The organism is Pseudomonas sp. PSE1(2024) (assembly GCF_050990555.1).
Lineage (GTDB): Bacteria > Pseudomonadota > Gammaproteobacteria > Pseudomonadales > Pseudomonadaceae > Aquipseudomonas > Aquipseudomonas aphyarum.
Genome location: NZ_CP158967.1, coordinates 70,666 through 92,695, shown reverse-complemented (window position 1 = coordinate 92,695; position 22,030 = coordinate 70,666). Strand labels below are relative to the sequence as shown.

At 61.6% G+C, this 22,030-nt stretch carries 23 protein-coding genes; 13 read left to right on the top strand and 10 right to left on the bottom strand.

Annotated features, from left to right (window positions below; all coding sequences use genetic code 11):
- Positions 1-157: 157 nt before the first annotated feature.
- Together ABTV87_RS00430 and ABTV87_RS00425 are read left to right on the top strand one after the other, a co-directional pair.
- Positions 158-889: a carbonic anhydrase gene (locus tag ABTV87_RS00430; RefSeq protein ID WP_007953979.1), complete on the top strand. Its 732-nt coding sequence runs from the start codon at positions 158-160 to the stop codon at positions 887-889.
- 90 nt (positions 890-979) lie between these two features.
- Positions 980-2,506, top strand: coding sequence for a SulP family inorganic anion transporter (locus ABTV87_RS00425; protein ID WP_085606418.1), 1,527 nt, complete (start codon positions 980-982; stop codon positions 2,504-2,506).
- Positions 2,507-2,557: 51 nt separating this feature from the next.
- On the opposite strand, the gene ABTV87_RS00420 is transcribed toward ABTV87_RS00425, so the two are convergent.
- Positions 2,558-3,190: a hypothetical protein gene (locus ABTV87_RS00420; protein WP_007953981.1), complete on the bottom strand. Its 633-nt coding sequence runs from the start codon at positions 3,188-3,190 to the stop codon at positions 2,558-2,560.
- A 369-nt stretch (positions 3,191-3,559) separates the two neighbouring features.
- On the opposite strand from ABTV87_RS00420, the gene coxB reads away from it, so the two are divergent.
- From coxB to ABTV87_RS00400, 4 genes are all read left to right on the top strand, one after another.
- Entirely contained in the window at positions 3,560-4,687 is a 1,128-nt protein-coding gene (gene coxB, locus ABTV87_RS00415; protein ID WP_007953982.1) for a cytochrome c oxidase subunit II, read from the top strand.
- An 82-nt stretch (positions 4,688-4,769) separates the two neighbouring features.
- Entirely contained in the window at positions 4,770-6,362 is a 1,593-nt protein-coding gene (gene ctaD, locus ABTV87_RS00410) for a cytochrome c oxidase subunit I (protein ID WP_007953983.1), read from the top strand.
- Positions 6,363-6,476: 114 nt separating this feature from the next.
- Positions 6,477-7,028 (top strand): cytochrome c oxidase assembly protein, encoded by a 552-nt coding sequence (locus ABTV87_RS00405; protein WP_011331799.1) that lies wholly within the window; start codon positions 6,477-6,479, stop codon positions 7,026-7,028.
- Positions 7,029-7,053: 25 nt separating this feature from the next.
- Positions 7,054-7,941: a cytochrome c oxidase subunit 3 gene (locus ABTV87_RS00400; RefSeq protein WP_007953985.1), complete on the top strand. Its 888-nt coding sequence runs from the start codon at positions 7,054-7,056 to the stop codon at positions 7,939-7,941.
- 9 nt (positions 7,942-7,950) lie between these two features.
- Here the strand turns inward: ABTV87_RS00400 and ABTV87_RS00395 are convergent, their stop codons facing one another.
- A complete protein-coding gene (locus tag ABTV87_RS00395) occupies positions 7,951-8,154 on the bottom strand; it encodes a twin transmembrane helix small protein (RefSeq protein ID WP_064592503.1) in 204 nt (67 codons plus the stop codon).
- Between the two features lie 72 nt (positions 8,155-8,226).
- Between ABTV87_RS00395 and ABTV87_RS00390 the strand changes: the two genes are divergently transcribed.
- Genes ABTV87_RS00390 through ABTV87_RS00370 form a run of 5 tightly spaced genes read left to right on the top strand, consistent with a single transcriptional unit; the run spans position 8,227 to position 12,135 of the window.
- Positions 8,227-8,967, top strand: coding sequence for an SURF1 family protein (locus tag ABTV87_RS00390; RefSeq protein WP_433898812.1), 741 nt, complete (start codon positions 8,227-8,229; stop codon positions 8,965-8,967).
- A complete protein-coding gene (locus ABTV87_RS00385; protein ID WP_085606407.1) occupies positions 8,933-9,526 on the top strand; it encodes a hypothetical protein in 594 nt (197 codons plus the stop codon). The genes ABTV87_RS00390 and ABTV87_RS00385 overlap by 35 nt, the downstream gene beginning before the upstream one ends.
- 10 nt (positions 9,527-9,536) lie before the next feature.
- Entirely contained in the window at positions 9,537-10,616 is a 1,080-nt protein-coding gene (locus tag ABTV87_RS00380; RefSeq protein ID WP_085606405.1) for a COX15/CtaA family protein, read from the top strand.
- Positions 10,604-11,503: a heme o synthase gene (gene cyoE / locus ABTV87_RS00375; protein ID WP_085606403.1), complete on the top strand. Its 900-nt coding sequence runs from the start codon at positions 10,604-10,606 to the stop codon at positions 11,501-11,503. Before ABTV87_RS00380 ends, cyoE begins: the two co-directional genes overlap by 13 nt.
- Positions 11,500-12,135 carry an SCO family protein gene (locus ABTV87_RS00370; protein WP_127796507.1) on the top strand — a complete coding sequence of 212 codons (636 nt, stop codon included), beginning with the start codon at positions 11,500-11,502 and terminating at the stop codon, positions 12,133-12,135. The genes cyoE and ABTV87_RS00370 overlap by 4 nt, the downstream gene beginning before the upstream one ends.
- An 84-nt stretch (positions 12,136-12,219) precedes the next feature.
- On the opposite strand, the gene ABTV87_RS00365 is transcribed toward ABTV87_RS00370, so the two are convergent.
- The 3 genes from ABTV87_RS00365 to ABTV87_RS00355 all read right to left on the bottom strand — a co-directional run bounded on the left by ABTV87_RS00365 (position 12,220) and on the right by ABTV87_RS00355 (position 14,749).
- The gene (locus ABTV87_RS00365) at positions 12,220-12,993 is read right to left on the bottom strand and encodes a MetQ/NlpA family ABC transporter substrate-binding protein (protein ID WP_007953996.1); all 774 of its coding nucleotides are present in this window, start codon (positions 12,991-12,993) and stop codon (positions 12,220-12,222) included.
- Between the two features lie 74 nt (positions 12,994-13,067).
- The gene (locus ABTV87_RS00360; protein ID WP_433898811.1) at positions 13,068-13,742 is read right to left on the bottom strand and encodes a methionine ABC transporter permease; all 675 of its coding nucleotides are present in this window, start codon (positions 13,740-13,742) and stop codon (positions 13,068-13,070) included.
- Positions 13,742-14,749, bottom strand: a complete 1,008-nt coding sequence (locus ABTV87_RS00355) for a methionine ABC transporter ATP-binding protein (protein ID WP_007953999.1) — start codon at positions 14,747-14,749, stop codon at positions 13,742-13,744. Before ABTV87_RS00355 ends, ABTV87_RS00360 begins: the two co-directional genes overlap by 1 nt.
- Before the next feature lie 260 nt (positions 14,750-15,009).
- On the opposite strand from ABTV87_RS00355, the gene katE reads away from it, so the two are divergent.
- On the top strand, positions 15,010-17,151 hold the full coding sequence (gene katE / locus ABTV87_RS00350) for a catalase HPII (protein WP_433898810.1): 2,142 nt from the start codon (positions 15,010-15,012) through the stop codon (positions 17,149-17,151).
- Positions 17,152-17,243: 92 nt separating this feature from the next.
- Here the strand turns inward: katE and ABTV87_RS00345 are convergent, their stop codons facing one another.
- The 4 genes from ABTV87_RS00345 to zur are packed head-to-tail and all read right to left on the bottom strand — an operon-like array spanning position 17,244 to position 20,043.
- On the bottom strand, positions 17,244-17,957 hold the full coding sequence (locus ABTV87_RS00345; protein ID WP_064592487.1) for a PA5502 family lipoprotein: 714 nt from the start codon (positions 17,955-17,957) through the stop codon (positions 17,244-17,246).
- Positions 17,958-17,994: 37 nt separating this feature from the next.
- On the bottom strand, positions 17,995-18,783 hold the full coding sequence (gene znuB, locus ABTV87_RS00340; RefSeq protein WP_007954005.1) for a zinc ABC transporter permease subunit ZnuB: 789 nt from the start codon (positions 18,781-18,783) through the stop codon (positions 17,995-17,997).
- On the bottom strand, positions 18,776-19,561 hold the full coding sequence (znuC, locus tag ABTV87_RS00335) for a zinc ABC transporter ATP-binding protein ZnuC (RefSeq protein ID WP_064379570.1): 786 nt from the start codon (positions 19,559-19,561) through the stop codon (positions 18,776-18,778). Before znuC ends, znuB begins: the two co-directional genes overlap by 8 nt.
- Positions 19,561-20,043, bottom strand: coding sequence for a zinc uptake transcriptional repressor Zur (gene zur / locus ABTV87_RS00330; protein WP_011331783.1), 483 nt, complete (start codon positions 20,041-20,043; stop codon positions 19,561-19,563). The genes znuC and zur overlap by 1 nt, the downstream gene beginning before the upstream one ends.
- Positions 20,044-20,109: 66 nt before the next feature.
- Between zur and ABTV87_RS00325 the strand changes: the two genes are divergently transcribed.
- Positions 20,110-21,030: a zinc ABC transporter substrate-binding protein gene (locus ABTV87_RS00325; protein ID WP_258712694.1), complete on the top strand. Its 921-nt coding sequence runs from the start codon at positions 20,110-20,112 to the stop codon at positions 21,028-21,030.
- Between the two features lie 41 nt (positions 21,031-21,071).
- Here the strand turns inward: ABTV87_RS00325 and ABTV87_RS00320 are convergent, their stop codons facing one another.
- Complete coding sequence (locus tag ABTV87_RS00320; RefSeq protein ID WP_433898809.1) at positions 21,072-22,025, bottom strand: homoserine kinase; 954 nt, start codon at positions 22,023-22,025, stop codon at positions 21,072-21,074.
- Positions 22,026-22,030 lie beyond the last annotated feature (5 nt).

The window sequence follows — 22,030 nt, the reverse complement described above, 5'->3', positions numbered from 1 at the left end:
TTCTAGAGCGCTTGATTCAGTTTGAGTTAAGTTTCGGCGGTTACCTTGTTCATCGAGTGACTGACGGGTCGGGATGACCCGGATGTTCTAAACAGCCACTGGCTTCACACCGGAATACACGGGAACGACTCCCCGAATCCGCCAATGAGGATGAATCATGAGTGACAAGGATAAACAGCCGTTGGCTGCGTCGGCGCAAGCCGCCCCTGTGGCGGAATCCGCCGATGCAGCGTTGAAGCATATCGTTGACGGCTTTTTGCATTTTCATCATGAGGTCTTTCCGCAGCAGGAAGAACTCTTCAAGAAACTCGCCACGGCCCAGTCGCCACGGGCGATGTTCATCACCTGCGCCGACTCGCGCATCGTGCCCGAACTGATCACCCAGAGCTCCCCCGGCGATCTGTTCGTGACCCGTAACGTCGGCAACGTGGTGCCACCCTATGGCCAGATGAACGGTGGCGTTTCCACCGCCATCGAATACGCGGTTCTGGCCCTTGGCGTGCAGCACATCATCATCTGCGGCCACTCCGATTGCGGCGCCATGCGTGCGGTGCTCAACCCGGACAGCCTGGAAAAAATGCCGACGGTCAAAGCCTGGCTACGCCACGCCGAAGTCGCGAAAACCATGGTGCAGGACAACTGCAACTGCGCCAACGAAAAAGAAAGCATGCCGATCCTCACCGAGGAGAACGTCATCGCCCAACTGCAGCACTTGCGTACCCATCCTTCGGTAGCCTCGCGCATGGCGAACGGTCATCTGTTCATCCATGGCTGGGTCTACAACATCGAAACCAGCGAAATCAAAGCTTACGACGCGGATCAGGGTTGCTTCCTGCCGCTCGACGGCAGCCATCCGATCCCGGTGGCGACGCCCAAAGCGCGCTTCTAAATCCTCCTAAAAATCTGTGTGGTTTGACGCCGGCCGCTGTTTCAGCGGTCCGGCCTCGCCACGCCTGAAGAAAACTTCGGGAGTATCGCCATGCGTGCGGCTCAATTGAAAGCTGTGTTGCCACGGGAGCTGCTCGCTTCAGTGGTTGTGTTTCTGGTCGCCCTGCCGCTGTGCATGGGCATTGCCATTGCGTCAGGGCTGCCGCCAGCCAAAGGCCTGATCACCGGGATCATCGGCGGTCTGGTGGTGGGCTGGCTGGCGGGTTCGCCGTTGCAGGTCAGCGGGCCGGCGGCGGGTCTGGCGGTGCTGGTGTTCGAGCTGGTGCGCCAGCACGGCATCGAAATGCTCGGGCCGATCCTACTGCTCGCCGGTTTCCTGCAACTGGTGGCCGGACGGCTGAAGCTCGGTTGCTGGTTCCGGGTCACGGCGCCAGCGGTGGTGTACGGCATGCTTGCGGGGATTGGCGTGCTGATTGTGCTGTCGCAGGTACATGTGATGCTGGATGCCGCGCCGAAACCGTCTGGTCTGGACAACCTCACGGCATTCCCCGGCGCGGTGGCGCAGGCCTTGCCGTCCCTTGGCTGGCAGGCCGGGTTGCTCGGGCTTTCGACCATCGCCGTGATGTGGCTGTGGGAGAAATTCCGCCCGCATTCGCTGCGCTTCATTCCGGGCGCGCTGCTCGGTGTCGGCCTGGCGACAGGTGCCAGCCTGCTGTTGGCGTTGCAAGTGAAACGAGTTGAAGTGCCAGAGAATCTCGCCGAAGCCATCGACTGGCTGAAACCAGCGGACCTGCTCAGTCTCGCCGATCCAACGCTGCTGATCGCCGCGTTCGCTGTGGCCTTCATCGCCAGCGCTGAAACCCTGCTGTCCGCCGCCGCGGTGGATCGCATGCACAGCGGCCCGCGTTCGGATTTCGACCGTGAGCTGTCGGCGCAAGGCGTCGGCAACATGCTCTGCGGGCTGGTCGGTGCGCTGCCGATGACCGGGGTGATCGTGCGCAGTTCGGCCAACGTCCAGGCTGGCGCCACCACGCGCTACTCGACGATCTTCCATGGCCTGTGGCTGTTGGCGTTTGTGCTGTTGTTGTCGAGCGTGCTGCAGAGCATTCCGGTGGCGAGTCTGGCGGGTGTTCTGGTCTACACCGGTTTCAAACTGGTGGATCTCAAGGCGTTCCGTGGTCTGGGGCGTTATGGCCGGATGCCGATGTTCACCTACGCCGCCACGGCGCTGGCGATCATCTTCACCGACCTGCTGACTGGTGTGCTGATCGGTTTCGGCCTGACCCTGGTGAAGCTGGCGTTCAAAGCTTCACGCCTGAAAATCAGCCTGATCGATCTGCCGCAGGACGGGGAAATGGAGTTGCGTCTGGTGGGCGCGGCCACGTTCCTCAAAGTGCCGGCACTGACGCAGGTGCTGGGCAGTATTCCGCCGGGCACGACGGTGCACGTGCCGCTCAATAACCTGAGCTACATCGACCATTCGTGTCTGGAACTGCTCGAAGAGTGGGGCCGGGCGAATGCGGCCAAGGGGGCGAAACTGTTGATCGAGTCGCGCGGGTTGAAGCGACGGCTCGAGGGGCGGATCCGCACCACCACCGGGATCGGTGCGGCGGGCTGAAAACATTTGGGGGAACAGAGCAATCTGTTCCCCCAATCGTTTGCGCCGAGATCAAGCCGCAGGCTGATCCAGCTCCAGGCCCACGCCCAGACGGCGGCTCATGCACGGCCAGCGTTTCCACGCCGCACCGGTGTCCGGGCTGCTGAGTTTCTCGCGGTAGGCTTCCACCGACTCCAGCGCAAAGCTGTCGTCGTCGAGCATGCTGTCCACCGCGTGATGCACCACTTCGTCGAGTTGGTTGGCAAATTCCTCACCGATCAACTGGTGAGCAATCAGATTGGCGACCGTCATGTCCAAGGGGATCAGTGGCTGGCCGAAATGCTTGATGTACAGGTCGTTGACCTCTTCGACAAAACGGTGCGCCAGATAGGCTTCGTCCAGCAGACTGTCCAGGCCCACGGGCGGCTGGATGAAGTACTGCTCGGCGATTTTCAGCACCGGTTTGATCTGCGACTCGATTCCCGCTTCCCTGGCGACTTCATTGGCTGCATCCAGCAGGTCTGGCACTTCGTCGATGTAGGCGGCGACAAATCGCGTCAGCACGCCGTTGGCGTCGGTTTCCGGCAACTGGATGGCCGGGTGCAGGTGTTGCAGTTGGGCTTCCAGCTGACGGGTCAGCTTTCCGGTTTCAATCTCGTGTTGTCGGGCTATGTGGATCTGCTCGCGCAATGCGGCGGTGTTCATGAAAACTCCAGGAAACAAGGCAATGAAATAGGGAAGACATAACTTAGCTGGCTTACGAAAAATGCTAAGACGCATTTGTCATAATTATTTCATCCTTGATGCAACGGCGTTATATCGGTTTGCCACCACTCGTCTGCATCCTTCTCCATTCGTGCCCTGGAACGCAAGTGCCAGCTGTTTCATTCGATTTACGTGCGCACATTGCATTTTTCAGCCGCTGTCTATACTCGCCAGTGAATGGAGTTAGCTGATGACGCCCGACTGCACCCGCAGCAAGGCCCGGCGATTCAAGTTCGTAGTCTGATGCAGCCGATCCCTTGCCGCAGGCGAAAGCCGGCGGGATAACAAGAACGATAAGGGGAACCCGCAATGATGCGACATCCACACGTCTGGATGGGCCTCCTGTTGTGGTCGATTTTCAGCCCGGCGCACGCTGCCTGGACTGTGAATATGGCGCCTGGAGCGACTGAAATCAGTCACGCAGTATTCGACCTGCACATGACCATTTTCTGGATCTGTGTGGTGATCGGGATCATCGTCTTCGGCGCCATGTTCTGGTCGATGATGGTGCACCGCCGTTCTACCGGGCAGGTCGCCGCAAAATTCCACGAAAGCACCACCGTCGAAATTCTCTGGACCGTCGTCCCGCTGCTGATCCTGGTGGCGATGGCCGTTCCGGCGACCGCGACCCTGATCAAGATGTACGACACCAGTGAGCCGGATATCGATATCCAGATCACCGGTTATCAGTGGAAGTGGCACTACAAATACCTGGGCCAGGACGTCGAGTTCTTCAGCAACCTGGCCACGCCCGCCGAGCAGATCCACAACAAGGAAACCAAGGGCGAGCACTACCTGCTGGAGGTCGACAAGCCGCTGGTGCTGCCGACCGGCGCCAAGGTGCGCTTCCTCGTGACCTCCGCCGACGTGATCCACTCCTGGTGGGTGCCGGCCTTCGCGGTCAAGCGCGATGCGATCCCGGGGTTCGTCAACGAAGCCTGGACCCGCATCGACAAGCCCGGCCTCTACCGTGGCCAGTGCGCCGAACTGTGCGGCAAGGACCACGGCTTCATGCCGATCGTGGTCGACGTCAAAGAGAAGGCCGACTACGAAAAATGGCTCGCCGAGCGCAAGGCCGAAGCGTTGCAGCTCAAGGAGCTGACCAGCAAGGAATGGACCCTCGACGAACTCAAGGAGCGCGGCGACAAGATCTACCACACCACCTGCGTCGCCTGTCACCAGGCTGAAGGCCAGGGCCTGCCGCCGATGTTCCCGGCCCTCAAGGGCTCGAAAATCGCCACCGGCCCGAAAGACGCGCACCTGAGCATTGTCTTCCACGGCAAGCCCGGCACCGCCATGGCGGCGTTCGGCAAGCAACTGTCGGAAGTCGATATCGCAGCGGTCGTGACCTACGAACGTAACGCCTGGGGCAACAACAAGGGCGACATGGTCACGCCAAAAGAAGTGCTGGAGCTGAAACAGGCGGAAAGCAAATGAGCCGGTCTATTGCGTACTTCGTGAACCGGTCGGGGCCCTGCGCCCCGGCCTGCCCAGTCCACTCACTTGAAGGAGACCGGCCATGAGCGCTGTCATCGATGACCACGGTCATGCCGACCACGACCACGCCCACGGCCCCGCCAAAGGCCTGATGCGCTGGGTGCTGACCACCAACCACAAGGACATCGGCACACTGTACCTGTGGTTTGCGTTCTGCATGTTCCTGCTCGGCGGCTCGTTCGCCATGGTGATCCGCGCCGAGCTGTTCCAGCCCGGCCTGCAGATCGTGGAGCCTGCGTTCTTCAACCAGATGACCACCATGCATGGCCTGGTGATGGTGTTCGGCGCGGTGATGCCGGCGTTCGTCGGCCTCGCCAACTGGATGATCCCGTTGATGGTCGGCGCGCCGGACATGGCCCTGCCGCGGATGAACAACTTCAGCTTCTGGCTGCTGCCGGCGGCCTTCCTGCTGCTGGTCTCGACCCTGTTCACCCCCGGTGGCGGGCCGAACTTCGGCTGGACGTTCTACGCACCGCTGTCCACCACTTATGCGCCGGAAAGCGTCACGTTCTTCATCTTCGCCATCCACCTGATGGGGATCAGTTCGATCATGGGCGCGATCAACGTGATCGCCACCATCCTCAACCTGCGCGCCCCCGGCATGACCCTGATGAAAATGCCGCTGTTCGTCTGGACCTGGCTGATCACCGCGTTCCTGCTGATCGCGGTGATGCCGGTGCTGGCCGGGTGCGTGACGATGATGCTGATGGACATCCACTTCGGCACCAGCTTCTTCAGTGCCGCCGGTGGCGGTGACCCGGTGCTGTTCCAGCATGTGTTCTGGTTCTTCGGTCACCCCGAGGTGTACATCATGATCCTGCCGGCCTTCGGTGCCGTCAGCCAGATCATCCCGACCTTCTCGCGCAAGCCGCTGTTTGGCTACACCTCGATGGTCTACGCCACGGCGAGCATCGCGTTCCTGTCGTTCATCGTCTGGGCGCACCACATGTTCGTGGTGGGCATCCCGCTGGTGGGCGAGTTGTTCTTCATGTACGCGACGATGCTGATCGCGGTGCCGACCGGAGTGAAGGTGTTCAACTGGGCCAGCACCATGTGGCAAGGCTCGATGACCTTCGAGACACCGATGCTGTTTGCCGTGGCGTTCGTGATCCTGTTTTCCATCGGCGGTTTCTCCGGACTGATGCTGGCCATCGCCCCGGCGGACTTCCAGTACCAGGACACCTACTTCGTGGTTGCGCACTTCCACTACGTGCTGGTGCCGGGGGCGATCTTCGGGATCTTCGCGTCGGCCTACTACTGGCTGCCGAAATGGACCGGCCACATGTACGACGAAACCCTGGGCAAGCTGCACTTCTGGCTGTCCTTCGTCGGCATGAACCTGACGTTCTTCCCGATGCACTTCGTGGGTCTGGCAGGCATGCCCCGGCGGATTCCGGACTACAACCTGCAGTTCGCCGACTTCAACATGGTCTCGTCGATCGGCGCATTCATGTTCGGTGCCACGCAGATCTTCTTCCTGTTCATCGTGATCAAGACCATCCGTGGCGGCGAACCGGCTCCGGCCAAACCGTGGGATGGCGCCGAAGGTCTGGAATGGAGCGTGCCGTCACCGGCGCCGTATCACACCTTCACCACGCCGCCGGAAGTGAAATGACTGTGGGAGCGAGCTTGCTCGCGAAGAATGATAACGCGGTGTTAGTGAAGAACCGCAGTGCCTGCTTCGCGAGCAAGCTCGCTCCCACATGGACCCATTTTGAGACTGAACACCATGGCTGACTCGATTTCGATGAAGAAGCTGGTCACCCGATTGCTCGGCGTGGTGGTGGCGATGTTCGTCTTCGGCTTTGCTTTGGTGCCGATCTACGACGTGATGTGCAAGGCGTTCGGCATCAACGGCAAGACCGCCGGGCAGTACGAGGGCGAGCAGACCGTCGATGCTTCACGGCAGGTGCGGGTGCAGTTTCTGTCGACCAACACTGCCGACATGCCGTGGGATTTCTATCCCAAGCATGACGAACTGACGGCCAACCCCGGCGCGGTCAACGAGATGATCTTCATCGCGCGCAACCCCACCGACAAACCGATGAGCGCGCAAGCGGTGCCCAGCATCGCGCCGAGCAATGCGGCGGCTTACTTCCACAAGACCGAATGCTTTTGCTTTACCCAGCAGGTGCTGCAGCCCGGTCAGCAGATCGAGATGCCGGTGCGTTTCATCGTTGACCGCGACATGCCCAAGGACGTGAAGCACCTGACGCTGTCCTACACGCTGTTCGATATCACCGCCCGACATCCTCCGGTGGCTGCAAACACTGGCGGTTAAGCGTGCCCGATAAGGAGAACAATAAATGGCAACTCATGAGCACTATTACGTCCCGGCCCAGAGCAAGTGGCCGATCGTGGCCACGGTGGGGATGTTCGTCACCGTGTACGGTCTGGCGACCTGGTTCAACGATCTGAAGGCAGCGCGCCCGGAATCCCACGGCCCGCTGATCTTTTTCGTCGGCGGCCTGTTGCTGGCGTACATGCTGTTCGGCTGGTTCGGTACGGTGATCAAGGAAAGCCGCGCGGGGTTGTACAGCCCGCAGTTGGACCGGTCGTTCCGCTGGGGCATGAGCTGGTTCATCTTCTCCGAGGTGATGTTCTTCGTCGCCTTCTTCGGCGCGCTGTTCTACGTGCGGCACATCTCCGGCCCGGCACTGGGCGGCGAAGGCACCAAAGGCATCGCCCATATGCTCTGGCCGAACTTCCAGTTCACTTGGCCTCTGCTACACACGCCGGATCCGAAACTGTTCCCGCCGCCCAAGGAAGTCATCAGCCCCTGGGGCCTGCCGCTGATCAACACCATCCTGCTGGTGAGTTCCAGCGTGACCATCACCATCGCCCACCACGCGCTGAAGAAAGGTCATCGCGGCGCGCTGAAACTGTGGCTGGCGATCACCGTGCTGCTGGGTTGCGCGTTCCTCGGTTTCCAGGCCGAAGAATACATCCACGCCTACCACGAACTGGGGCTGACCCTCGGCTCGGGCATCTACGGCGCGACGTTCTTCATGCTCACCGGTTTCCACGGCGCCCACGTGACCATCGGCACGATCATTCTGTTCGTGATGCTGATGCGCATCATGAAGGGCCACTTCGACAACGAACATCAGTTCGGTTTTGAAGCGGCGAGCTGGTATTGGCACTTCGTCGATGTGGTGTGGATCGGCTTGTTCATCTTCGTTTACGTGCTCTGAGGAACAGAGCTACCAAGGCGCGTGCGACACCAGTTGGCCGCTGTAGAAACCCCAGGCGATCAGGCCGACGGTGACGGCGGCCAACGTCACCCGAACACTCAAGGCGATCACCAGCCGATTCGAGCTGCTGTCGTCCTTGACCAGGAAAAACAGGCCGCTGAACAGGCTGACCACCGTGGCAATCAGCATCAGGACGATGGCTGCTTTGAGCATGGGAAGAACTCCGGGGGAACAAGCGATGCAGTTGAGTATAGCGATCGCACTCACTGATTTTCTGGCCCGGCCATGAAGCGCTTCCGGCCGGGCGTGGTGCCGACACTGGTGGTCGGCCTGCTGCTGCCGTTGCTGATTTCGCTGGGCTTCTGGCAACTGGGCCGGGGCGCGGAGAAAACCGCCCTGCTCGCCAGCTACGCCGAACGCCGCGCCGCCGAACCGATGGCCAGCACCGAGTTGCTGCACAGCGCCGATCCGGCGTTTCGCCGGGTGCATCTGCACGGCCAGTTCGATGCTGCCCACAGCCTGTTGCTGGACAACCGTCAGCGCAACGGCAAGGTCGGCGTCGAATTGCTGCAACCGTTTCAGGATCAACGCAGCGGCCAGTGGCTGCTGGTCAATCGCGGCTGGCTGCCGTGGCCGGATCGGCGCACGGCACCGCAATTCAACACACCGGCCGACGCCGTGAATGTCGATGCCTGGGTGTACGTCGCCCCCGGCGCGACCTTCCAGCTGCATGCCGATCCGGTCAGCAGTACCTGGCCGCAAACCGTCACCGCCGTCGAACCCGCGAAGCTGTGGAAAACCCTCGAACGCGACGGCTTCGCCTACGAATTACGCGCCGAACCCGGCCCCGCCAGCTATCAGGCCGACTGGCCGGTGGTCGCCATGGGCCCGGAAAAACACCTCGGTTACGCCGTGCAGTGGTTCGCCATGGCCACCGCCCTGCTCGGTCTCTACCTCTATCTCGGCTGGCACAACGCAAAGGAGAAACACCATGGGAGCGGCCATGAATCCACCCAGCATGTCTGAAGCAAAAGCCCCGGCCAGTCGCCGTCGCGGACGCATCCAGCTGCTGCTGATCGTGCTCGGCGTGGTCGGTCCGATGATCCTCGCCACCGGCATGTACAAGTTGCAGTTCTGGGTGCCGGAAGGTCGCAGCTATCACGGCGAACTGATCGGCAACGGCCAGACCCGCGCCGACCTCGGCATCCAGGCCGACGAAACGCGCTGGCAGATGCTGGTCACCGCGCCGAAGGATTGCGCGGTGGACTGCCAGCAACTGGTGTACCTGGCGCGGCAGATCCAGATCGGCCTGGGCCGCGAAGCCGGGCGCGCCAGCCACGCCCTGGCCGCTGCACAACCGTTGGCTGCCGACTACGAAGCCAAGCTGACCCGCGAATATCCGCAGCTGCAACGCTACCCGCTGGACGCAGCCACCTTCAGCAAGGCCACAGGCGACAAGGCCACACCGCAGCTGTGGATCATCGATCCCCACGGCAACCTCGTGCTGCGCTACGACCCGAGCGTGAAAGGCAAGGATCTGCTCAACGACCTGCGCCACCTGCTGAAACTGTCGAACATCGGATAAGGGCATCGTCATGGCCAAACCTGGATTTCGCCTCGCGCTGTTTGCCACCCTGCTGGCGCTGATCGTGGTGCTGCTCGGCGCCTACACCCGCCTGACCCACGCCGGCCTCGGCTGTCCGGACTGGCCGGGCTGCTACGGGTTCATCAGCGTGCCGAAAAGCGAAGCCCAACTGGCCCATGCCGAACTGCATTACCCCGACTCGCCGGTGGAGGCGCATAAAGGCTGGAACGAGATGATCCACCGCTACTTCGCCGGCACCCTCGGCATGCTGATTTCGGTACTGGCCGGGCGCGCGTGGGTGAACCGCCGTCATCCGGGGCAACCGCTGAAACTGCCGCTGTTTCTGCTGGCAGTGGTGTTCGCCCAGGCCGCATTTGGCATGTGGACGGTGACACTCAAGCTCTGGCCGCAAGTGGTGACCGGGCATTTGCTCGGTGGCTTCGCGACCTTGAGCCTGCTGTTTCTGCTGACGTTAAGACTGTCCGGCGTGCTGCCGGCGCTGACCGTGCCCAAGCGTCTGCAATATTGGGCGACTGCCGGATTACTGCTGGTGATCGGCCAGATTGCGCTGGGAGGCTGGGTCAGCTCCAACTATGCGGCGGTGGCCTGCATCGACTTCCCGACCTGCCACGGCCAATGGCTGCCGCCGGCGGATTTCGCCAACGGCTTTCACCTGACCCAACACATCGGCCCCAATTACCTCGGCGGGCAACTCGACAGCGATGCACGCACGGCGATTCACCTGACCCACCGCATCGGCGCCCTGCTGGTGACGATTGTCCTGCTTGGTCTGGCCTGGCAACTGAAAGTGGTGGGCATGACGCGACTGGCCGGGCTGGTGCTGATCGCCCTCGCCGCGCAGATCACCCTTGGCATCAGCAACGTGCTGTTCCATCTGCCGCTGCCGGTGGCTGTGGCGCATAACGCCGGCGGTGCGGCGCTGCTGCTGACGATGGTGCTGGTCAACTATCACGCGCGGACCAGCCTGTTTCGGGTCAAGCAACCGATGATCGCGCGCTGGCGCCTGAGCCCGCGCAAACACTCGGCGGCGCCCATCACTATTAAAGGAGAGACGCCATGGCGATTCTGATCGGCGAACGTCCGGCGCAGGCGCTGTGGCGTGATTACCTGGAGCTGACCAAACCGAAAGTCGTGGTGCTGATGCTGATCACCTCGCTGGTTGGCATGTTCCTCGCGACCCGCGCCGGGGTGCCGTGGACGGTGCTGGTGTTCGGCAACCTCGGGATTGCGTTGTGTGCCGGTGGCGCGGCGGCAGTCAATCATGTGGTGGACCGGCGCATCGATGCGGTCATGGCCCGCACCCACAAACGGCCGCTGGCGGAGGGCCGGGTTTCGCCCACGGCAGCACTGACCTTTGCGCTGGTGCTGGCGTTGCTCGGCCAGGCCTTGTTGCTGACCTTCACCAATCCGCTGACCGCATGGCTGACCCTGGCCTCACTGCTCGGCTACGCGGTGATCTACACCGGTTTCCTCAAACGCGCGACGCCGCAGAACATCGTCATCGGCGGCCTTGCCGGCGCTGCCCCGCCGCTGCTCGGCTGGACCGCCGCCACCGGCCACGTCAGCGCCGAACCGTTGCTGCTGGTGCTGATCATCTTCGCCTGGACCCCACCGCACTTCTGGGCGCTGGCGATCCATCGCAAAGAGGAATACGCCAAGGCCGACATTCCGATGCTGCCGGTCACCCATGGCGAGCACTACACCAAGGTGCACATTCTGCTGTACACCTTCGCCCTGCTGGCGGTCAGCCTGTTGCCATACGTAATCCACATGAGCGGCCTGCTGTACCTGATCTGCGCGCTCGGTCTGGGTGCCAGGTTTCTGCAATGGGCCGTGGTGCTGTACCGTGGCACTCGGCCGCACGCGGCGATCAACACCTTCAAGTACTCTATCTGGTACTTGTTTCTGCTGTTCATCGCCCTGCTCGTAGACCACTACCTACTGTTGAACCTATGACTCGAACCCAGAAAACCGTCTTCATCCTCGTCGCCGTGATCGCGCTGATTCTCGGCCTGACCGTCAACAAAGTGCTGAGCGGCAAGGGCCAGGGCGACCCGACCGCGCTGATCGACGCCGGCATCATCCTGCTGCCGCAGAGCCGCAACCTGCCGGACGTGACGATGACCAATCAGGACGGCCAACCGGTCACGGTCAACGAGCTCAAGGGCAAGTGGAGCCTGCTGTTCTTCGGCTACACCTTCTGCCCGGACATCTGCCCGACCACCCTCGCCCAGCTGCGCCAGATCAAGAGCGAGCTGCCGAAGGATGCTGTGGATAAATTGCAGATCGTATTGGTCAGCGTCGACCCGAACCGCGACAACCCTGCGCAGTTGAAGCAGTACCTGGGCTACTTCGATCCACAGTTCATCGGTCTGACGCCGAAGTCGATCGACGAGCTGCAGAAGGTGGCGAACGCAGTGAGCATTCCGTTCATTCCGGCGGATACCAGCAAGCCGAATTACACGGTGGATCACAGTGGGAACCTGGCGGTGATCGGGCCTGATGGGACGCAGCGCGGGTTTATTCGGGCGCCGTTGAATAATGCCAAGCTGGTGGCGCAGTTGCCGGTGATGTTGAGCCGCAAGTAAAAACTGAACGCACAAAAAAGGGGACGCCACTGGCGTCCCCTTTTCTTTTTGATCGTTCCCACGCTCTGCGTGGGCACGATCAAATCAGAACGCCGGCAACACCGCGCCTTTGTACTTCTCGGTAATGAATTTCTTCACTTCCGGGCTGTGCAGCGCAGCGGCCAGTTTCTTCATGGCGTCGCTGTCCTTGTTGTCCGCGCGGGACACCAGGATGTTCACGTAAGGCGAGTCGCTGCCTTCGATGACCAGCGCATCCTTGGACGGATCGAGCTTGGCTTCCAGCGCGTAGTTGGTGTTGATCAGCGCCAGGTCGACCTGGGTCAGCACGCGCGGGATGGTCGCGGCTTCCAGTTCACGGATCTTCAGGTCTTTCGGGTTCTGGGCGATGTCCTTGACGGTCGACAGGATGTTGGTCGGATCCTTCAGGGTGATCACGCCAGCCTTGGCCAGCAGCAACAGCGCACGGCCGCCGTTGGTGGCGTCGTTCGGGATTACCACGTTGGCGCCGCTTGGCAGCTCTTCGATTTTCTTGAACTTGCTGGAGTAGGCGCCCAGCGGTTCCAGGTGCACGCCGGTCACGGAAACCAGGCTGGTGCCCTTGGCCTTGTTGAACTCATCGAGGTACGGCTGGTGCTGGAAGAAGTTGGCGTCCAGACGCTTCTCGGCCACCTGGACGTTCGGCTGTACGTAGTCGGTGAAGACCTTGACCTTCAGATCCACGCCTTCTTTGGCCAGCACAGGCTTCACGAACTCGAGGATTTCCGCGTGCGGCACCGGAGTGGCAGCAACGGTCAGGGTTTCGTCGGCGTGGGCCGAGAACGCTGCAACGGCAGCCAGGGCAACGATCAGTTTTTTCATTCAGCTAACTCCTTTTTACGGCGCCCGTCTGGCGCCTGCCAGCGAATGGCCGGCTCATGTCATTACAAAACCGGTTATTTGCGCGAGAAGTGCACGACCAGTCGGTCGCCTACCATTTGCAGCACCTGCACCAGAATCAGCAGCAACACCACGGTCACGATCATCACGTCGGTCTGGAACCGCTGATAGCCGAAACGGATCGCCAGGTCACCCAGGCCACCGGCGCCGACCACACCGGCCATCGCCGTGTAGGAAACCAGTGTAATCGCCGTCACCGTAATCGCTGCGAAGATGCCCGGACGGGCCTCCGGCAGCAAGGCGTTCATGATGATCTGGCGAGTGGTCGCGCCCATCGACTGGGTCGCTTCGATGATGCCGCGATCGACTTCACGCAGGGCAGTTTCCACCAGCCGCGCGAAGAACGGGGTCGCGCCCACTACCAGCGGCGGAATCGCACCGGCCACGCCCAGCGAGGTGCCGGTGATCAGCACGGTGAACGGGATCATCACGATCAACAGAATGATGAACGGCAGCGAACGCAGGATGTTCACCACCAGCGACAGCATCGCGTACACGCCTTTGGCTTCGAGCAACTGACGCGGGCTGCACAGGAACAGCAGCACGCCCAGCGGCAGGCCGAGCAACACGGTGAACAGCAGCGAACCGCCGAGCATCATCATGGTGTCGCCGGTGGCGAGCCAGATTTCGTACCAGTCGATATTGGTGAAGAAACTCATCAGGTCTTCCATTAGCGCAACACCTCCATGTGAACGTCAGCGGCGGTGAAGCGGGCGAAGGCCGCTTCCATGTCGCCACCGGTGACGGCGAGGGTCAATTGCCCGTAAGGAATGTCTTTGATGCGGTCGATGCGACCGGCCAGGATGCTGTAGTCCACACCGGTTTCCCGGGCGACGGTACCGAGCAACGGCGCGTAGGTCGCTTCGCCCTGGAAGGTCAGACGCACGATGCGGCCCGGCACGTGAGCGAAGTCATCGCGCTGCTCGCTTTCGTCGATCTGCTCGCTTTCCTGAACAAAGCGCTTGGTGGTCGGGTGCTTCGGATGCAGGAACACATCGGCCACCGAACCTTGCTCGACGATCACGCCGGCGTCCATCACGCCGACCTGATCGCACACGCGGCGGATCACATCCATCTCGTGGGTGATCAGGACGATGGTCAGCTTCAGCTCGCGGTTGATCTCGGCCAGCAGTTGCAGGACCGACGCCGTGGTCTGCGGGTCGAGGGCACTGGTGGCTTCGTCGCACAGCAGGATCTTCGGCTTGGTCGCCAGAGCGCGGGCGATGCCGACGCGCTGCTTCTGACCGCCGGACAGCTGTGCCGGGTACTTTTTGGCGTGATCGGACAGACCGACCCGCGCCAGCAACTCGGCCACACGCTGGTCGATCTCGGCACGGGACAGTTCACCGGCCAGGGTCAGCGGCAGCGCGACGTTGTCGGCCACGGTCTTGGACGCCAGCAGGTTGAAGTGCTGGAAGATCATCCCGACCTGCTGACGGAAACGGCGCAGGCCGTTGGCGTCCAGCGCGGTGACTTCTTCGCCGTCGACGATGATCTTGCCGCCACTGGATTGCTCCAGGCGATTGATCAGACGCAGCAGGGTACTTTTTCCCGCACCGGAATGGCCAATCAGGCCGAACACCTGACCGTTCTCGATGGAGAAGCTGGTCGGGTGCAGCGCGGTGATGTCCTTACCGGCGACGCGGTAAGTCTTATGGACGTTTTGAAACTCGATCACGTAGCGAACCTTGTGGGGCGCGTTGGAAAAGGATCAGCGGTTAGCCGGGCGCGCATTTTAGCCTGTCCGTATAGAGGTTCTTAGCATTTATTTCGCAAATAACCTTCGATTTGGCAATAACAGGATCAAAGGTCATAAAAAAGGAACGCCCGAAACCCTCGTCAGTCACTACTTAAGCGACTTGAAAACCCTGGGTGCCGTGCCTGGGAAACACTCAAGCGTTCCGGAGCAATCCCGGGACAAACAGGAGTTCATGACTGATGAGTACCAAGAAACCTGCCAATGACAAAAGCCAACTGGCCGGCACCGATACCCCGGATCGCGCCAACACCAATGCCAAACTCGACAGCCTGGAGAAGTTTCGCTCGGACGCCACGGGCCAGGCCCTGCGCACCAATCAGGGCGTGAAAATTGCTGATAACCAGAACACCCTCAAGGCCGGGGCTCGCGGGCCGTCGCTGCTGGAAGACTTCATCATGCGTGAAAAGATCACGCACTTTGACCATGAGCGGATTCCCGAGCGCATCGTCCACGCCCGCGGCACCGGCGCCCATGGTTTCTTTCAGAGCTACGAGAACCATTCGACGTTGACCAAGGCCGGTTTCCTGCAGGATCCGGGGAAGAAAACCCCGGTGTTCGTGCGTTTTTCCACGGTCCAGGGGCCACGTGGTTCCGGCGACACCGTACGTGACGTGCGTGGTTTTGCCGTGAAGTTCTTCACCGACGAAGGCAACTTCGATCTGGTCGGCAACAACATGCCGGTATTTTTCATACAGGACGCGATCAAGTTTCCCGACTTCGTCCACGCCGTAAAACCTGAACCGCATAACGAGATCCCCACCGGCGGCTCCGCCCACGACACCTTCTGGGACTTCGTGTCGCTGGTGCCGGAATCGGCGCACATGGTCATCTGGGCCATGTCCGACCGGGCCATCCCGAAAAGCCTGCGCAGCATGCAGGGCTTCGGTGTGCATACCTTCCGGCTGATCAACGCCGAAGGCAAATCGCGCTTCGTCAAATTCCACTGGCGTCCTACCGCCGGCACTTGCTCACTGGTGTGGGACGAAGCGCAGAAGCTGGCCGGTAAAGACACCGACTACCATCGGCGCGATCTCTGGGAGGCCATCGAGACCGGGGACTACCCGGAATGGGAACTTGGCGTACAGGTCATCGAGGAGGAAAACGAGCACGACTTCGATTTCGACATCCTCGACCCGACCAAGCTGATTCCCGAGGAAATCGTTCCGATCACGCCGCTGGGCAAGATGACCCTCAATCGCAACCCGGACAACTTCTTCGCCGAGACCGAGCAGGTTGCGTTCTGCCCCGGCCATATCGTGCCGGGCATCGACTTCTCCAATGACCCGCTGCTGCAAGGTCGGCTGTTTTCCTACACCGACACGCAGATCAGCCGACTCGGCGGGCCGAACTTTCACGAGCTGCCGATCAATCGCCCGATCGCGCCATTCCACAACGGCCAGCGCGACGCCCAGCACCGCACGGTGATCGACAAGGGCCGCGCGTCATACGAGCCGAATTCCATCGATGGCGGCTGGCCGAAAGAAACCCCACCGGCGGCGCAGGACGGCGGGTTCGAAAGCTATCCGGAGCGTATCGACGCCAACAAGATCCGCCAGCGCAGCGAGTCGTTCAGCGACCACTTTTCCCAGGCGCGGTTGTTCTTCAAGAGCATGAGCAAGCACGAGCAGGAACACATCATCTCGGCTTACAGCTTCGAACTGGGCAAGGTTGAACGCGAGCACATTCGGGCGCGGGAAGTGAACGAGATCCTGGCCAACATCGATCTGGAACTGGCCAAGCGCGTGGCGCAAAACCTGGGGTTGCCGGCACCGGCCAAAGGCACGGTCGACGTGCCGAAAACATCACTGGATCACTCGCCATCGCTGAGTCAGGCCAACCTGTTGCCGGAGAACATCAAGACGCGAAAAGTCGCGATCCTTGCGGCCAACGGCGTCGATGGTGCGGCGATTGATGGGATGAAGAAGGCGCTGGCGGCAGAAGGTGCGCACGCCAAATTGCTCGGCCCGACCTCAGCGCCGGTGAAGACCGCCGATGGCAAAAGCCTGGCGGTGGATGCGTCGATGGAGGGTTTGCCTTCGGTGGCGTTCGACGCGGTGTTCGTGCCGGGTGGCGCGGCGTCGGTCAAGGCGTTGAGCGCTGACGGCGTGGCGTTGCATTACCTGCTGGAGGCGTACAAACACTTGAAGGCGATTGCGCTGCATGGCGAGGCCAAACAGTTGCTGGATGTGCTGAAGCTGGAGGCGGATGCCGGATTGTTAGAAGGCAAGGATGTTGGCGCGCTGACCAAGCCATTCTTTGCTGCGATCGGGCAGCATCGGGTCTGGGATCGGGAGCCTAAGGCCAAGGCTATTCCGGCCTGATAGTTTTGTAATGCCTGAAATAGTCATCGCGAGCAGGCTCGCTCCCACAGTATTCATGTTGTACCTGTGGGAGCGAGCCTGCTCGCGATTTCTTATGGCTTGCGAGGACTCAAGACTACTTGAGCAGGAACGCTGCGCAGAATCTGCTTTTTGATTTGCAGATCGAAATCCGGATCAAGCTTCTTCACACGCTTGGTGATCAACGTCGCCAGCCAAGGGTAATCATTGGTGCGCGGGGCCTGGATGCTCACCGCACAGTCGTAATTCACCACATCGGCGGCGATCGCATCCAGTTGGCGGCGAAGTTTGCGGCTATCGGTGATATTCAGCGCGACCGTGGTGCTCTCGGCGGTCGGATCGATCACCTTGGCTTTCGGCTTGGCTTCAGCGGCCTGCAGCGCTGCTTCGGCTTTCTCCAGCTCGGCCTTGCGCGCTTCGGTGATCGCGCCGTTGACGCCACCGGTCAGCGCCGGGGCCTTGGGCATCAACACGCGGGCACGGGCCAATGCGGTTGCGGCCGCATTCACATCGCCCTTCTGCAGGACGATCTGGCTGCGACGCAGATAGGCTTCGGCCAACTGGCGCTGGTATTGCTCAAGGGATTGATCGTTGGGTGTTTCGGCCTGCAAGGCTGCCAATTGGTCTTCGGCAGTGGCCAGTTCGCTGCTGGCCAGGCTTTGCTCCAGCTGTGCGATGGCCGTGGCCCGCGCATCGGGGACTTCGGCCACCGGAGGCGTGCTTTGGCAGGCGCCCAGCAGCACTGAAAAGGCCACAAGGAGCAGATAACGGGAGGCGAACGGCTTCATTCCTGCGACTCTCTATTTGCGCAAAAAACGAGCAAGTCTACACCCCTCGACGGGGCAGAACAAAACTCAGCAGAAACAGTGCGGCCGCCGTCACAACGATTGACGGGCCGGCCGGGGTATCCTTGAACCAGGACAGCGCCAGCCCGCCACACACGGCGAGCATGCCCAGCACGCTCGCGCCCAGTGCCATCTGCTCCGGCGAACGGGCGTGACGTTGTGCCGCAGCCGCCGGGATGATCAACAGCGAAGTAATCAGCAACACACCGACGATTTTCATCGCCACCGCGATCACCACTGCGATCAGCAGCATCAGCGCCATGCGCAGACCGGCCACCGGCAGGCCTTCGACTTTGGCCAGTTCTTCGTGCACGGTGATCGCCAGCAGCGGTCGCCACAGCGTCACCAACAACACCAGCACCGCCGCGCTGCCGCCGAGGATCCACGCCAGATCGGTCGGGCTGATCGCCAGCAGGTCGCCGAACAGATAGGCCATCAGGTCGATCCGCACTTCATGCATGAAGCTTAGTACCACCAGCCCGAGAGAGAGCGTGCTCGGTGCAAGAATGCCCAACAGCGTGTCGGACGCCAGTGGCTGACGCTGTTGCAAGGTCACCAGCAGCACCGCCAGCAACAGGCATCCAACGGTCACCGCCACGGTCGGGCTGACATCCAGCAGAAAGCCCAGCGCCACGCCGAGCAGAGCGGCGTGGGACAGGGTGTCGCCGAAATAGGCCATGCGCCGCCAGACCACGAACGAGCCCAGCGGCCCCGCGACCACCGCCAGCGCCAGACCTGCAAGCAGGGCGTAGAACAGAAAATCAGCCATGCTTGCAGCTATCTCCGTGAACGTGAGGTTGGCCTGTCACAGGCCCCTTGACCACCGAACCGTGCAGGTCGTGGGCGTGGTCATGATGGTGGTGATAGATCGCCAGGCTCGGCGCATTGTTGCCGAACAACTCGACGAAGGCCGGATCGCCACTGACCTGCTCGGGATGCCCGGAGCAGCAGACGTGACGGTTGAGGCACACCACCTGATCGGTGGTGCTCATCACCAGATGCAGATCGTGGGACACCATCAGCACGCCGCAGCCGTGACGGTCGCGCAGACGGGTGATCAGGCTGTACAGCTCGGCTTGCCCGGCGACATCGACGCCCTGCACCGGCTCATCAAGTACCAGCAATTCCGGCTCGCGAAGCAGTGCCCGTGCCAGCAGCACGCGCTGCATTTCACCGCCGGAAACGCTTTGCACCGGGCTGTCGATGACATGCTCGGCGCCGACTTCCTTGAGTGCCGCCAGCGCACGTGGGCGATCGACGCCCGGCACCAGCCGCAGGAAGCGCAGCACTGACAGCGGCAGGGTCGGATCGACGTGAAGTTTTTGCGGCATGTAACCCACGCGCAGTTTCGGCTTGCGCCAGACGCTGCCGCTGTCGGGTTTCAACAGCCCGAGCACGGCGCGCACCAGCGTGGTCTTGCCGGCGCCGTTGGGGCCGATCAGGGTGACGATCTGCCCCGGCTCGACGCTCAGGTGAATGTTGTCCAGCACGTTCTGCCCGGCAAACCGGACCGCCACCTGCTCCAGACGGATCAACGCATCGCTCATCAAGCCCCCCGGCAACCGGAGCAGAGGCCGACCACTTCCACGGTCTGGGCCTCGACGATGAAGCCGACATCCTTGGCGCTGTGGACGATGGCGTCGCTGATGGTTTTTTGCTCAAGTTCGATGGCGGCGTGGCATTCACGGCAGATCAGGAACTGGCCCTGGTGCGAATGTTTCGGGTGAACGCAGCCGACGAAGGCATTCAGCGAGGAGATACGGTGCACCAGACCGTTTTCCAGCAGGAAGTCCAGCGCCCGGTACACGGTTGGCGGCGCGGCACGGCGGCCATCCTGCTCGCTGAGCACCGCCAGAATGTCGTAGGCACCCAGCGGCTTGTGGCTCTGCCAGACCAGTTCCAGCACCCGCCGGCGCAACGCGGTCAGGCGCAAGCCTTTCTGTGCACACAGGGCATCGGCCTCGGACAGCGCGCTGTGAACGCAGTGCGAGTGGTCGTGGGGACGGCTGGCAATCGGTGTAATAGGCATGAGCGGCGACGAGTTTGGTTAGAGACGTTATTATGTTACCCGTTCTCGCCTCATTGAGTGGTCATCGTGTCCCGACTTTTTTCTGTTTTTGTCGTATTCATCACCGGTTTTCTGCTGATCGGTCCGGCTCAGGCCGAGGTCAGAGTCCTCACCAGCATCAAGCCCCTGCAACTGATTGCCGCTGCGGTGCAGGACGGCGTGGCGATTCCGGAAGTGCTGCTGCCGCCGGGGGCTTCGCCGCATAACTACGCGTTGCGTCCGTCCGATGTACGCAAGGTGCAATCGGTGGACCTGCTGTACTGGATCGGCCCGGACATGGAAGGATTCCTGCCTCGCGTGCTGAACGGTCGTACGCTGCCGAGCGTTGCCGTGCAGGATCTGCCGGGCATGAAACTGCGCCGCTTCGCCGCAGACAGCCATTCCCATGCCGAAGAAGCCGACGAACACGATCACGACCATCGCCCGGGCAGCCTCGATGCGCATTTGTGGCTATCACCGGTGAACGCACGGGTTATTGCCGACAAAATGGCCGCTGACCTGAGCGCCGCCGACCCGGCCAATGCCGAGCGCTATCAGAGCAACGCCAAAGCGTTCGATGAGCGTCTGGATGCACTGGATCAGCGTTTGAAGAAACGCCTAGCCAGTGTTGAAGGCAAACCCTACTTCGTCTTCCACGAAGCCTTCGACTACTTCGAAGACGCCTACGGCCTGAAACACACCGGCGTGTTCAGCGTCGCGGCGGAAGTGCAGCCGGGCGCCCAACATGTGGCGGCAATGCGCACGCGTTTGCAGGAAGTCGGCAAGACCTGCGTGTTCAGTGAGCCGCCGCTGCGTCCACGTCTGGCCGAGACCCTGGTGGCAGGCCTGCCGGTGAAGCTGGCGGAGCTGGATGCGTTGGGCGGGTACACGCCAGCTACAGCTCAGGGTTACGAGCAAGTGCTGGAGAAGCTGGGGAATGATCTGGCGGAATGCCTGGAATCGCTCTGATACAAAAAAACCGCAGCCTGCACAGGCTGCGGTTTTTTCTTTTACAGGGCGAAAGGTAGCGGCGTACTGACCGTCTGACGCTGCGCCAGCCGCTGCTCGAACTCTTTCGGATCGTGGATCAACACGTCCTGCCCGGCGAACGATTCCGCCGCGATCAGACGCGACAGCCAGAACCGCACGCACGCCACTCGCAGCATGGTCGGCCACAGCTCGGCTTCGGCTGCCGTGAACGGACGCAGTGCCGCGTAGGCACCAAGAAACGCACGTGCACGCGGGCCGTCGATCAGGCCGTCATCGTCCGAACACCAGTCGTTCAGGGCAATCGCCACGTCATAAAGCATCGGGCCAGAGCAGGCGTTGTAGAAGTCGATCAGCCCGGTCAGGTGCGTGCCTTCGAACATCGCGTTGTCGCGGAACAGGTCGGCGTGGATGTTTGCCCGTGGCAGCGCGAGAATTTTCTCTTTCTGTTGGGTGATTTCGTCCAGCGCCTTTTGCAGCAGCGCACGCGGTTCATCGCTCAGGTGCGAAAGAAACTGCGTGCCCTCTTCCAGCATCCAGTCCAGGCCACGATCGGTCTTGCGCTTGATCATGTTGTCGCTCTGGGTCGCCAGGTGCAGGTGCGCCTGCAACTCACCGACCTGCGCGCAATGCTGGGCGTTGGCCTGCTTGATGTGCTTGCCGGCCAGGCGCGGTTGCAGCAGCGCCGGTTTGCCTTTCAGCTCGCGCAGGGCCACGCCGTCAGTGGTGCGCAGTGCATAAGGCACCGGCAGATCGGCTTCGTGCAGGACGTCGAGCAGGTCGATGAAGAACGGCATTTCCTGCACCGGGCCGCGCTCGACCAGGGTCAGGACGAACTCGCCCTTTTCCATGCTGATGAAGAAGTTGGTGTTTTCGCTGCCGGCGGCGATCCCCTGGAAATCGAGCAGACGGCCGAGCCCGTAAGGGGCGAGAAAGGTTTCCAGCTCGGGCCGAGCCAGGGGGGTAAACACAGACATGGTTA

Coding starts and splice junctions, on each gene's coding strand:
- ABTV87_RS00430 (WP_007953979.1), top strand. CDS start 158: ATGAGTGACAAGGATAAACAGCCGTTGGCTGCGTCGGCGCAAGCCGCC.
- ABTV87_RS00425 (WP_085606418.1), top strand. CDS start 980: ATGCGTGCGGCTCAATTGAAAGCTGTGTTGCCACGGGAGCTGCTCGCT.
- ABTV87_RS00420 (WP_007953981.1), bottom strand. CDS start 3,190: ATGAACACCGCCGCATTGCGCGAGCAGATCCACATAGCCCGACAACAC.
- coxB (WP_007953982.1), top strand. CDS start 3,560: ATGATGCGACATCCACACGTCTGGATGGGCCTCCTGTTGTGGTCGATT.
- ctaD (WP_007953983.1), top strand. CDS start 4,770: ATGAGCGCTGTCATCGATGACCACGGTCATGCCGACCACGACCACGCC.
- ABTV87_RS00405 (WP_011331799.1), top strand. CDS start 6,477: ATGGCTGACTCGATTTCGATGAAGAAGCTGGTCACCCGATTGCTCGGC.
- ABTV87_RS00400 (WP_007953985.1), top strand. CDS start 7,054: ATGGCAACTCATGAGCACTATTACGTCCCGGCCCAGAGCAAGTGGCCG.
- ABTV87_RS00395 (WP_064592503.1), bottom strand. CDS start 8,154: ATGCTCAAAGCAGCCATCGTCCTGATGCTGATTGCCACGGTGGTCAGC.
- ABTV87_RS00390 (WP_433898812.1), top strand. CDS start 8,227: ATGAAGCGCTTCCGGCCGGGCGTGGTGCCGACACTGGTGGTCGGCCTG.
- ABTV87_RS00385 (WP_085606407.1), top strand. CDS start 8,933: ATGGGAGCGGCCATGAATCCACCCAGCATGTCTGAAGCAAAAGCCCCG.
- ABTV87_RS00380 (WP_085606405.1), top strand. CDS start 9,537: ATGGCCAAACCTGGATTTCGCCTCGCGCTGTTTGCCACCCTGCTGGCG.
- cyoE (WP_085606403.1), top strand. CDS start 10,604: ATGGCGATTCTGATCGGCGAACGTCCGGCGCAGGCGCTGTGGCGTGAT.
- ABTV87_RS00370 (WP_127796507.1), top strand. CDS start 11,500: ATGACTCGAACCCAGAAAACCGTCTTCATCCTCGTCGCCGTGATCGCG.
- ABTV87_RS00365 (WP_007953996.1), bottom strand. CDS start 12,993: ATGAAAAAACTGATCGTTGCCCTGGCTGCCGTTGCAGCGTTCTCGGCC.
- ABTV87_RS00360 (WP_433898811.1), bottom strand. CDS start 13,742: ATGGAAGACCTGATGAGTTTCTTCACCAATATCGACTGGTACGAAATC.
- katE (WP_433898810.1), top strand. CDS start 15,010: ATGAGTACCAAGAAACCTGCCAATGACAAAAGCCAACTGGCCGGCACC.
- ABTV87_RS00345 (WP_064592487.1), bottom strand. CDS start 17,957: ATGAAGCCGTTCGCCTCCCGTTATCTGCTCCTTGTGGCCTTTTCAGTG.
- znuB (WP_007954005.1), bottom strand. CDS start 18,783: ATGGCTGATTTTCTGTTCTACGCCCTGCTTGCAGGTCTGGCGCTGGCG.
- znuC (WP_064379570.1), bottom strand. CDS start 19,561: ATGAGCGATGCGTTGATCCGTCTGGAGCAGGTGGCGGTCCGGTTTGCC.
- zur (WP_011331783.1), bottom strand. CDS start 20,043: ATGCCTATTACACCGATTGCCAGCCGTCCCCACGACCACTCGCACTGC.
- ABTV87_RS00320 (WP_433898809.1), bottom strand. CDS start 22,025: ATGTCTGTGTTTACCCCCCTGGCTCGGCCCGAGCTGGAAACCTTTCTC.